Here is an 11,005-nt window from a genome sequence, read left to right on the forward strand (position 1 = left end):
TCTGCTCCCTCGCCCATCCAGCACCAAAGCTACCTGTTTCCCCAGGGTCGGCGTAAACGCCTCGCCCGGGCTACGGGTTATGCAGGTTGTAGCCCGGGCAAGCGCAGCGCCGCCGGGAATCGCTCGCTCTACCTCACCGCCACCCTATCCGCCACCTGCGCCGCCAGCCGCAAAGACTCCGCCGTCAACGGCGAATCGACGCGAATCCGTAGCTGCCCAACAATCCGCCCCTGAATCGGCTCGCAGCTGCTGTACACCAGTTGCGGGTTGCCGCCGAGCGCCCGCGCAATCTGCTGTAAATCCGGCTCTCGCCCGTTAACGCCGTTAAAATGCAGCGTGATCAGTTGCTCTCCTTCGGCTAACAGACAGCGATTTTCCTCGCGCCCATGATGCAACGTGCCTAACATCCCGCGCGTCACTTCATGCTGCGGGTCACCAAAAACCTGCCACACTTCGCCCTGCTCAATGATCCGTCCCTTTTCCAGTACCGCGACCCGATCGCAGAGCGTACGAATCACATCCATCTCGTGGGTAATCAGGATAATCGTCAGCCCCAGCCGTTGATTAATCTCTTTGAGCAGGCTAAGTACCGCCAGCGTGTTTTCCGGGTCGAGCGCCGAGGTCGCCTCATCGCACAGCAAAATCTCCGGCTGCGTGACCAGCGCCCTCGCTATCCCGGTGCGCTGCTTTTGCCCACCGGAAAGCTGGCCGGGGAAGCTATCGCGCAGCGGCTCCAGCCCCACCAGCCGAAGCATCTCGTCAACGCGGCGCCGACGTTCGGCAGTAGGGATACCCGCCATACGCAGCGGCAATTCAACGTTCTCCGCCACCGTTTTGGTAGCGTGAAGATTGAAGTGCTGAAAAATCATCGCCACCCGGCGACGCAAATCCCGCAGTTGCCCGCGTGCGCCTTCACCAATGGGCACACCGCTTATCGTCATCTCCCCCCGGTCGGCGTTCTCCAGGCGGTTAAACAGCCGCAGCAACGTCGATTTCCCCGCGCCGCTGCGCCCGATAATGCCAAAGATCTCCCCGGCCTGAATCTCCAGGTTGATATCGTCAAGCGCCTGCACCCCGTTCGGGTATACCTTGCTCATCCCGCGCAGGCGGATATGTTGTGTCATGGCCGTCACTCCTAAAATCCAGGCGCGATTTTTCCTTTGTACCGGGTCAGGATAAACTGGCGCACCGCGTCGGAATTCAGCGCCTTCGCCAGTTTCTGAATACCGGGATCGTTGATGTTATCCGGGCGAGCGACCAGATATTCGACGTACAGACTTTTGCCCTTTTCCACAATCAGCGCTTTATCGGTATCAATACCCGCCTCCAGCGCATAGTTAGCAAAGATAAACGCCAGATCCACCTGGCTTACCGCCCGCGCCAGCATCGCCCCTTCCAGCGGACGAATTTTGAAATGGTGCGGGTTGGCGGTGATATCTTTCTCCGTCGACTGAGGATCTTCCGGGTTCTTGAGCGTAATAAGCCCAGCCTCGCTGAGCAGCACCAGTGCCCTGCCGGTATTCACCGGATCGTTAGGGATAGCGATGCTCGCGCCATCAGGCAGATCCTTAATGCTGCTGTATTTGGTCGAGTACGCACCAAATGGCTCGATATGCACGCCCACCACCGGCAGCAGATTGGTATGGCGCGTCTTGTTGTAATCATCGAGGAACGGGCGATACTGGTAGTAGTTCGCATCCAGATTCTTTTCAGCAAGCTGCTGGTTTGGCTGAATAAAATCATTAAAGACTTTAATCTTCAGGTCCACCCCTTCTTTTTCCAGCTGCGGCTTCACAAAATTCAGAATTTCAGCATGCGGCACCGGCGTCGCGCCCACCACCAGGGTTTCATTGGCCGCCGCAGATAAAGAGAACAGCGCCATCAGCCCGGCTATCACGGTTTTTTTCATCATTTCATCCTGTCTATTATCTTATTTACGGCTCATGCGGCGCACCAGGCGGTCGCCGCTCATTTGAAGAATTTGTACCAGCGCAATCAGCAGTACGACCGTCACCGCCATCACGTCGGTCTGAAAACGCTGGTAACCAAAGCGAATCGCCAGGTCGCCTAAACCACCACCGCCAATTACCCCGGCCATCGAGGTGTAATCGACCAGTACAATGGCGGTTACCGTTACCGCTGCTATTAACCCGCCGCGCGACTCCGGCAGCAGGGTGTGCCAGATAAGCTGCCAGGTATTGCCACCCATCGCCCAACTGGCCTCCACCAGCCCGTGGTCCACTTCACGCAGCGACGTCTCGACCAGACGAGCAAAGAACGGCGCACAGCCCGCCACCAGCGGCGGAATAGTGCCCTGCACGCCCAGCGAAGTACCGGTAATTAACGTGGTCAGCGGGATCATCACAATCAGCAGAATGATGAACGGCAGCGAACGCATTACGTTCACCAGCAGCGACAACACGCGGTGCAGCAGCGGTGCGTAGAGCAGTCGGGGCTGCCCGGTCAGATAGAGGATGACGCCCAGCGGCAGCCCAATCAGCACCGTAAATCCCAGCGCGCAGGCGAGCATCACCAGCGTATCCAGCCCCGCCTGCGCTACATCGTTCCAGTCAATTCCGGCCAGAAAAGCGAGCATGCTCTCTCCTCAGTTCCAGTCGTGACGCGCGGGGCGTTTGCCGTTCAACACCCAGTTGCCCAGCAGGTGATACTTCCAGCGCACCGGGTCATGCAGCGTATGCACGCGTCCGTTACGCCAGTGGCGGTCGTAGTTGTAGCGAGGGTGCGTTGAGCGGGTACCTCCCAGTTCAAACAGCCGCGAGGCGGCCTCAATCGCGGCTTCGGTGGTGAAAATCTTGGCACGCGCCACGGCAATCGATGCCAGCGCCACCGTCTCCTCCGAAAGATCGTGTTTATAGCGATCCAGCACCTTACCGGCCTGCTCCAGCAGCGCATCGGCGGCGGCCAGACGGCTATCGAGCGCACCAATCTGGTAGACGGTCAGCGGGTCATCCCCAGCCCGTTCGACGCCAGCATCAATCCACGGTCGGGCAAACTGATTCACAAAACTGACGGTATCGTTCAACGCCGCGCGGGCGATCCCGGTATCTATCGCTGCGGTGGTCAGCTGCGCAAACGGCCCAGCGAGCGTTGGCGTGTCGTAGGATTTCCAGGTCGGTATCAGGTTAAACGGCTCCACGCGAAGGTTTTCAGCCAGCACCGTACCGCTTGAGGTGGTACGTTGCCCCAGGCACGCCCAGTCGTTCACCACCGTCAGCCCCTTTGTTCCGCGCGGCACAAAAGCCAGCTGCGCGTGTCCGTCATCGTCCAGCGCTAGCACCCCGAGCCAATGGGCGTACAGCGAGCCGGTGCAATAACCTTTACGGCCGTTGATACGCAAGCCATCGGCGGTATGGCTAATCCGCGTCTGGATGTCCTGCACCGTTTTGCCACCGGTCTCTGACAGCGCGTTGGCAAAGCGATAGCCCTTCAGCGCCAGGTCAAAGAAATAGCGCTGCTGCTCTTCATCCCCCTGCAGGCGAATATCCTCAAGCAGGCAGTAGTGGTTCTGCGGAATTTGCCCCAGCGCCGGGTCAGCGGCGGAAATAATGGCAATCACCGCCGCGAGCGTCGCGGCCGACACTTCCGCCCCGCCAAAACGGCGCGGCACGGTAATGCCCCACAGTCCGCTGTTTGAATAGACATTAACCACCTCCGGTGGCACCACGCCGCTGAGGTCGCGCTCGGACGCGCCGGGTTGCAGGAAGGCGGCAATCTCGTGAGCGATGCTAATCGCCTCTTCATCGCGGGTAATCACGTGCGCATGGGGTGCCGCGCGGGTGTAGTCGGGGGTTGCTTGAGTCTCTGGCATAGCATGGTCTCGGGTGGTGTTATCAGCACGGTAAAAATGCAATATCTAATTGATATTCATACATATCCCATTAAGGAATGAATGATTACATCTTTTACCTTTTAGGTTATATGTGTTGATACCAATGTTTATGCCAGCTTTAACAGCCCCGTATTTCAGGCAATTATGCTTAACCATGGATACCAGAGAGTGGGATTTGCAACACGCCGTTGCTGCAGGTGTTGTATTTGCAACAGACACAAATAACAAAGCCCGGTTTCCCGGGCTTTGCAGACGTTACAGCGGTTAGTAGTAGGCTTTCAGCGTGCGCTGGCAGAGCGCCGAGCGTACGCAGTCATCTTTAGTGAAGCGCACAATACCTATCATTTCATCTTCTTCAAAGCGAGCCAGCGCATCGCTAAGCCCGGACTGAACACCGCGCGGCAGGTCACACTGAGTGATGTCCCCGTTCACGATAACCGTGACGTTCTCCCCGAGGCGAGTTAAAAACATCTTCATCTGCGCCGCGGTGACGTTCTGAGCCTCATCAAGAATCACCACCGCATTTTCAAATGTACGTCCGCGCATGTAGGCGAACGGCGCGATCTCTACCTTACCAATTTCCGGGCGCAGGCAATATTGCATAAAGGAGGCGCCCAGTCGTTTCACCAGCACGTCATAGACGGGGCGGAAGTAAGGGGCGAATTTCTCCGAAATGTCTCCGGGCAGGAACCCCAGGTCTTCATCGGCCTGAAGGACGGGACGCGTCACAATAATCTTATTCACATCCTTATGAATGAGCGCCTCCGCAGCTTTCGCTGCGCTGATCCAGGTCTTGCCGCAGCCCGCTTCGCCGGTGGCGAAGATCAGCTGCTTACTCTCGATAGCATGCAGGTAGTGGGCCTGAGCGTCATTGCGGGCGGCAATCGGCGAGGTGTCGCGACTGTCGCGCGCCATACCAATTGCTTCCACTCCACCACTCATTTGCACAAGCGAGGTGACCGATTCTTCTTCACGTTGTTTGTGGCTGCGTGAGTCACGTCTCAGCACACGTTTTGCTTCGCGATGAGCTTTGATCACTGCTTTCTGTCTTCCCATGGATAGCACCTTGAGTTGTAGGTTTACATCACACGCGCTGATATCAGCACGATTATGCGCACGAACGTCTGAGGTTTGGCTTCCTTGTAAGCCATAGCAACTGCCTGTCGAAATGACGAATACGCGCGGCTACGCGCACCGCGCAATACGTCGGGAACAACGGGTTGAATTCGAATTGGATGAAAAATTGAGGTGACGAAATCGCTGCCGGAGAGAGGGCCTCCGCGCTGGATGGTGCGGGTTGAGATTCTGCTTAGTCCAGTCAAGGACGCTACCATTCGCGATCTCCATAGTGAAACGGAAACTACCGCTATATTTATTATTACATCCAAATCAACAAAAGATGCAACATAATTTTTACATAAACATAACGATATCTTACAGAGATAGCATCTGACATTTATGTGACAGTTTTATATCAATCAGGGGGGAAATGAAAAAAAAGGACTGATTTTTGGCGATATTCTGGCATTTGGGAGAAATCCCGGGGTCGCTTGCGCTCGCCCGGGCTACAAAACAGGGGTACGGACAGCCCCCTCTCCCTTTTCAAGGGAGAGGGTTGGGGTGAGGGTTGATGTACAAAAGCTAAAAACGGTTTGGCTCACATCAATGGATATCGCATTGTTTGTCCCCTCACCCTAGCCCTCTCCCCAAAGGGGCGAGGGAATATCACGCACTGAGTAGCGTACTCCCCAGATAGTGCTTATCCGATGCCACCCCCGGCAGCACAAAGAAATACCCGCCGCCAATCGGCTTCACGTACTCCTCCAGCGCTTCACCGTTCAGGCGCTTTTGCACCGTCAGGAACCCTTTTTCAAGGTCGTGCTGATAACAAACAAACAGCAGCCCCATATCGAGCTGACCAGAGTTGGAAATGCCCAGCGAGTAGCTGTATCCCCGGCGCATCATCAGGCTCGACTGCGTCTCTTTGGTCCGCGGGTTTGCCAGACGAATGTGGCTATCCAGCGCAATCACGTCGCCGTTCGGGTCGCGGGTGTAGTCCGGCGCATCGTGCTCGTTCTTCATTCCCAGCGGCGCGCCGCTGTGCTTGTCGCGCCCGAAAATCGTCTGCTGCTCCTTGAGCGGCGTACGATCCCAGGACTCAACGTGGAACTGAATAATACGCACGGCCTGATACGAACCGCCCTTCGTCCACGCCGGTTCCCCCTGATCGCCGGTCACCCACACCACCTCGTCCATCAGCGGTTTATCGCTGCCGTCCGGGTTGGCGGTGCCGTCTTTAAAACCGAGCAGGTTAATTGGCGTCTCTTTCCCCTTGCTGCGCGCCGCGTGGTCAGAGATAAACCCTTCCCGCTTCCAGCGCACGCTGAGCAAGTCCGGCGTGTGCTTGATAATATCGCGCAGCGCGTGGATCACCGTGTCCTGCGTGTTGGCGCAAATCTGCAACAGCAGATCGCCGTGGCACAGGGCCGCGTCCAGTGCATCATTCGGAAAGCGCGTCATCTTCTGTAGCTTTTTCGGCGCTTTATCCGTCAGGCCAAAACGGCTGTCGAACAGCGACTGGCCGACCGATACCGTCATCGTCAGATTATCCGGGGCGATAAACGCCCCCAGAATGCCCGAGTCCATCGGCGGCAAGCGTGGATTCGGTGTATCCGGCGCCGGGCCGCCCTTGGTGAGAAAGGCAATGCGGTCGGTCAGCAGACGGAACAGACGCTCAAGGTCTGCTTTATCCGCCGCCAGCACGTCAAATGCCACTAGCATCATCGCGGCCTGCTGCGGCGTCAGGACGCCTGCCTGATGCTCGCCGTAAAACGGCTGGGTTTCCATCCGACTGTTCGCCGTCGGCGTCTCGCTGGCTTTCGCCGCGTGGGCCACCGGGCAACCGCCGGAAATTGCCAGCGCGCCTCCCAGCGCGCCGATCCCTTTTAATAAACGACGACGTGACGGTTCGTTCAGGTCGTCAGAGTGCTGCTTTGCCATCTTGCTTAGTCCAGACCCAGGATCCCACGAAGCTGCGCCAGATCTTCCGCCAGAGTGGTGATCGGCCCTTTCAACGCATTGCGGTCCGCATCGGTCAGCTTGTCATAAGTTTCGTAGCCGTCTTTGGTGCGGTATTTGCTGAGAATGGTGTCCACTTTCTTGAAGTTAGCGTCAACCTTCGCCAGCAGCGCGCTGTTCTCTTTCTGCAGCTGAGGACGCAGCAGGTCTACAATTTTTTGCGCGCCGTCAATGTTAGCCTGGAAGTCCCACAGGTCAGTGTGGCTGTAACGATCTTCTTCGCCGCTGATTTTGCTCGCCGCCACTTCTTCAATCAGACCCGCGGCGCCACCCACCACTTTAGACGGTGGGAAGGCCAGCTCGGAGATACGTTTTTGCAGCTCCAGCACGTCGGTGTTCAGCTGGTCAGCGTAGTGCTCCATACCTTTGACGCTGTTGTCGCCAAACAGCGCTTTTTCCAGACGGTGGAAGCCGGTGAATTTCGGATCCGCCGCTTTCTGTTCGTAGTCGTCTTCACGAGCATCGATGCTGCCGTCGAGGTCGGAGAACAGCTCGGCAATCGGCTCAATACGCTCGTAGTGCTGACGGGTAGAGGCATACAGGGATTTCGCTTTAGCGATATCGCCCGCTTTCACCGCATCGGTAAAGGCTTTGGTGCCTTTCACCAGCTCTGCCGTTTCAGCGGTTACATACGCTTTATAGGCGGTAATCGCATCGTTCAGGCCCAGCAGCGCGTTGGCTTTCGCCGCGTCTTTGGTCGCTTCGCCTTTGACGATCAACTTGCCTTTCGGGTTGGTCAGCAGGCCGCAGGTCATGTCGTATTCGCCCGGCTGCAGGTTAGCGGTCATCTTCTGGGTGAAGCCAGGCGCGATGTTTTCACGCTCTTCCACTACCATCACCCCTTTCAGGATCTCCCACTCCAGCGCCTTCTGGCTGTGGTTCTGGATGATAAACTGGGTTTTACCGGCGTTCACAGTGATGGACATCGGTTCACACTGTTTGTCGTTTACCGTCACTTTAACCTGCGGAATATCGGCAGCATGTGCCATAAACGCCGTAGAGAAGAGTGCAGCGATGCCCGTCTGCAACGCGCTGCGGCGGAAGTTCTTGGTCATGGTCCATCCCTTTCAATAAGTAGTAGTCACTAAACAGCCGTTTTCTGCCTTATGGGGCGATACGTGATGTTGATGTAGCGGCGCGTGGCGGCCAGAAGAACAGCGCCAGTGCGGGAATCAGATACAGGAAATAGACCGCCACTTCGCTAACGCTCGGCGCTTCCTGATAACCAAAGATGCCTTCCAGCAGCGTGCCGAAAAGCGAATGTGTGGTCAGCGTGCCGCTCAGGTCGAAGGCCACATCCTGGAAAGCGTTCCACAGGCCCGCTTCGTGGAAGGCGCGAATCGCCCCGGCCGCCAGCCCAGCCGCGACCAGCAGAATAAACAGGCTCGTCCAGCGGAAGAACACGCCGAGGTTGAGGCGAATGCCGCCCCAGTAAAGCAGGAAGCCCAGCACGACAGCCGTTGCCAAACCCAATATCGCCCCCAGCGGCGGCCAGATACCGAGATCCTGCTGGAATGCTGCCAGCAGGAAGAAGACCGACTCCAGCCCTTCACGCGCCACGGCGAAAAAGACCATCATAATCAGCGCCCAGCCGTGGTTATTGCCCTTTTGCAGCGCGTTATCCACCGCTTGCTCGAGCTGTTGCTTGACGTTGCGGGACACCTTACGCATCCAGAACACCATCCACGTCAGAATAACCACCGCCACCACGGCCACCAGCCCTTCAAACAGCTCCTGCTCTTTTTGCGGGAACTCACCGGTGGTTTCGTTGATAAAGATGCCCAAACCTAAGCACAGCGCGGCGGCCAGAATCACGCCAATCCACATGACGCCAATCCAGCGGCCGCGCTGCGTGCGCTTCAGATAGCTGGCAATCAGGCTGACAATCAGCGCTGCTTCCAACCCTTCGCGCAGCATAATGAGAAAAGGCACAAACATGTGGACATCCTTAAATGTGTAACGCCGTCAACTTTTGCAAAGACAGGTAAATGTGAGTGATAGTGATTATCATTAAGCCAAAAATAAACACAAGCGAAATGTGAGGGAAATAATGACGAGATGTAAAAGAATAGCGACGATATAGTTGCGTTGATTATCACCAGGGCGTGATGGCAATGGGCATAAAAAAACCCGCGAAGCCGCGGGTTTATGTAGGTCTGATAAGCGTAGCGCCATCAGGCAGTTCGGTGCATATTGCCGGATGGCGGCGTAACGCCTTATCCGGCCTACCGAACCTCGTCCGGGCTACTTAAGCGGGACGGGGGTGCAGAGTGATAATGCGCATCCGCTTTCGCAAAGCGTTCCTGCATGCTGGCTGACGGTACTTTATCCAGCAGGCTGAACAGGACGATACCCGCACTGCCAAAGATAAAGCCAGGGATGATTTCGTACAGCCCCAACCAGCCGAACTGTTTCCAGACGATCACGGTTACAGCACCGATAATCATCCCCGCCAACGCGCCGTTACGGGTCATACGCGACCACATCACCGAGAACAGTACTACCGGGCCAAACGCGGCGCCGAAGCCTGCCCACGCGTAGCTCACCAGACCCAGCACGCGGTTTTCAGGATTTGCCGCCAGCGCGATAGCCACCAGCGCCACCACCAGCACCATAAAGCGCCCTACCCACACCAGCTCTTTCTGGCTGGCGTTTTTACGCAGGAACGCTTTGTACAAATCTTCGGTAATCGCACTTGAGCAGACCAGCAGCTGGCAGCTCAGGGTTGACATCACCGCCGCCAGAATCGCCGACAGCAGGATCCCGGCAATCCACGGGTTAAACAGAATTTGTGCCAGCTCGATAAACACACGCTCGGCGTTCTGACTTACCGGCCCGGCGACTGACGGGTTGTTCTGGAAGTAGGCAATGCCAAAGAAGCCCACGGCAACCGCACCGGCCAGACACAGGATCATCCAGGTCATGCTGATACGGCGGGCGTGCACAATGCTGTGGTGTGAGTCGGCGGCCATAAAGCGCGCCAGAATATGCGGCTGACCAAAGTAGCCCAGACCCCAGCCCATCAGTGAAATGATGGCGACGAAGTTCAGCCCTTTGAGCATATCAATGTTTTCAATGCTCTTCTGCTTGATAACTTCCAGCGAATCGCCTAGCCCGCCCACCGCGAAAATCACGATCACAGGGGTAAGAATCAGCGCGAAAATCATCAGGCTGGCCTGTACGGTATCGGTCCAACTCACCGCAAGGAAACCGCCGATAAAGGTGTAGAGGATGGTCGCCGCCGCCCCCGCCCACAGTGCGGTTTCGTAGCTCATGCCGAAGGTGCTTTCGAACAGACGTGCACCGGCAACAATCCCGGAAGCACAGTAGATGGTGAAGAACAGCAGGATAACCAGCGCGGAGATAATACGCAGCACGCGGCTGTTATCTTCAAAGCGCCCGGTGAAGTAGTCCGGCAGCGTTAAGGCGTTATTATTGGCCTCGGTGTGCACGCGTAAACGCCCGGCTACCAGCTTCCAGTTGATCCATGCGCCGACGGTCAGGCCGATGGCGATCCAGCTTTCCGAGATACCGGAGATGAAGATGGCGCCCGGTAGGCCCATCAGCAACCAGCCGCTCATATCAGAGGCGCCGGCAGAAAGTGCGGTCACGAACGGGCCCAGGCTGCGGCCGCCGAGAATATAGTCGTCGAAGTTTTTGGTGTTGCGCCATGCCATAAAGCCAATGAATATCATGCCCAAAATATAGACAAGAAAGGTCACCAGCATTGGGGTGCTAATAGTCATTAAATTCTCCAGAATTATACGTCGGCAACATCCCAATTTGCCGTCTTTATTATTGCCGGAACGGGGCAATCATTTGAAGCGACCGTATCCTGACGGAAGCGGAATTTTTTCACAAACGATTTAACACTGCATTTACATTGAATGCATTAGCCCGCTGATAGCATTTTCCTATAGGTTGCACTCCCTCACGCTTTTTACGGTTGCACCGATAATAACTGTTAAGTGGCGCATAAAATCAGCTCGCGATAGCCATTTTCCAGGCCGCTTACCATAAGTTTTACCATTAACAATTAATTCATTTTTAAGCCTGCAACGGACATCACATTTAACA

The 11,005-nt window shown here is 56.3% G+C and carries 9 protein-coding genes; all 9 read right to left on the bottom strand.

Features of this window, described 5'->3' with window-relative positions; translation table 11 throughout:
* Positions 1-128: 128 nt before the first annotated feature.
* On the bottom strand, positions 129-1,124 hold the full coding sequence (locus V6940_RS09770; RefSeq protein WP_333495705.1) for a methionine ABC transporter ATP-binding protein: 996 nt from the start codon (positions 1,122-1,124) through the stop codon (positions 129-131).
* Between the two features lie 11 nt (positions 1,125-1,135).
* A complete protein-coding gene (locus tag V6940_RS09775) occupies positions 1,136-1,909 on the bottom strand; it encodes a MetQ/NlpA family ABC transporter substrate-binding protein (protein WP_333495911.1) in 774 nt (257 codons plus the stop codon).
* Between the two features lie 21 nt (positions 1,910-1,930).
* Positions 1,931-2,596, bottom strand: a complete 666-nt coding sequence (locus V6940_RS09780; RefSeq protein WP_185666456.1) for a methionine ABC transporter permease — start codon at positions 2,594-2,596, stop codon at positions 1,931-1,933.
* A gap of 9 nt (positions 2,597-2,605) precedes the next feature.
* Positions 2,606-3,829, bottom strand: coding sequence for an SfnB family sulfur acquisition oxidoreductase (locus V6940_RS09785; protein WP_333495706.1), 1,224 nt, complete (start codon positions 3,827-3,829; stop codon positions 2,606-2,608).
* A 285-nt stretch (positions 3,830-4,114) separates the two neighbouring features.
* The gene (gene phoH, locus V6940_RS09790) at positions 4,115-4,906 is read right to left on the bottom strand and encodes a phosphate starvation-inducible protein PhoH (RefSeq protein WP_185666458.1); all 792 of its coding nucleotides are present in this window, start codon (positions 4,904-4,906) and stop codon (positions 4,115-4,117) included.
* Between the two features lie 669 nt (positions 4,907-5,575).
* Positions 5,576-6,850 (bottom strand): iron uptake transporter deferrochelatase/peroxidase subunit, encoded by a 1,275-nt coding sequence (gene efeB, locus V6940_RS09795; RefSeq protein ID WP_333495707.1) that lies wholly within the window; start codon positions 6,848-6,850, stop codon positions 5,576-5,578.
* 5 nt (positions 6,851-6,855) lie between these two features.
* Positions 6,856-7,983, bottom strand: a complete 1,128-nt coding sequence (gene efeO / locus V6940_RS09800) for an iron uptake system protein EfeO (RefSeq protein WP_333495708.1) — start codon at positions 7,981-7,983, stop codon at positions 6,856-6,858.
* Positions 7,984-8,032: 49 nt separating this feature from the next.
* Positions 8,033-8,866, bottom strand: a complete 834-nt coding sequence (efeU, locus tag V6940_RS09805) for an iron uptake transporter permease EfeU (protein WP_185666461.1) — start codon at positions 8,864-8,866, stop codon at positions 8,033-8,035.
* A gap of 287 nt (positions 8,867-9,153) precedes the next feature.
* Positions 9,154-10,674 (bottom strand): sodium/proline symporter PutP, encoded by a 1,521-nt coding sequence (gene putP, locus V6940_RS09810; protein ID WP_333495709.1) that lies wholly within the window; start codon positions 10,672-10,674, stop codon positions 9,154-9,156.
* Positions 10,675-11,005: the final 331 nt, after the last annotated feature.

This window comes from Kluyvera sp. CHPC 1.251 (assembly GCF_036759945.1).
GTDB lineage: Bacteria > Pseudomonadota > Gammaproteobacteria > Enterobacterales > Enterobacteriaceae > Kluyvera > Kluyvera sichuanensis.

Coding starts and splice junctions, on each gene's coding strand:
- V6940_RS09785 (WP_333495706.1), bottom strand. CDS start 3,829: ATGCCAGAGACTCAAGCAACCCCCGACTACACCCGCGCGGCACCCCAT.
- V6940_RS09775 (WP_333495911.1), bottom strand. CDS start 1,909: ATGAAAAAAACCGTGATAGCCGGGCTGATGGCGCTGTTCTCTTTATCT.
- V6940_RS09770 (WP_333495705.1), bottom strand. CDS start 1,124: ATGACACAACATATCCGCCTGCGCGGGATGAGCAAGGTATACCCGAAC.
- phoH (WP_185666458.1), bottom strand. CDS start 4,906: ATGGGAAGACAGAAAGCAGTGATCAAAGCTCATCGCGAAGCAAAACGT.
- putP (WP_333495709.1), bottom strand. CDS start 10,674: ATGACTATTAGCACCCCAATGCTGGTGACCTTTCTTGTCTATATTTTG.
- efeB (WP_333495707.1), bottom strand. CDS start 6,850: ATGGCAAAGCAGCACTCTGACGACCTGAACGAACCGTCACGTCGTCGT.
- efeO (WP_333495708.1), bottom strand. CDS start 7,983: ATGACCAAGAACTTCCGCCGCAGCGCGTTGCAGACGGGCATCGCTGCA.
- efeU (WP_185666461.1), bottom strand. CDS start 8,866: ATGTTTGTGCCTTTTCTCATTATGCTGCGCGAAGGGTTGGAAGCAGCG.
- V6940_RS09780 (WP_185666456.1), bottom strand. CDS start 2,596: ATGCTCGCTTTTCTGGCCGGAATTGACTGGAACGATGTAGCGCAGGCG.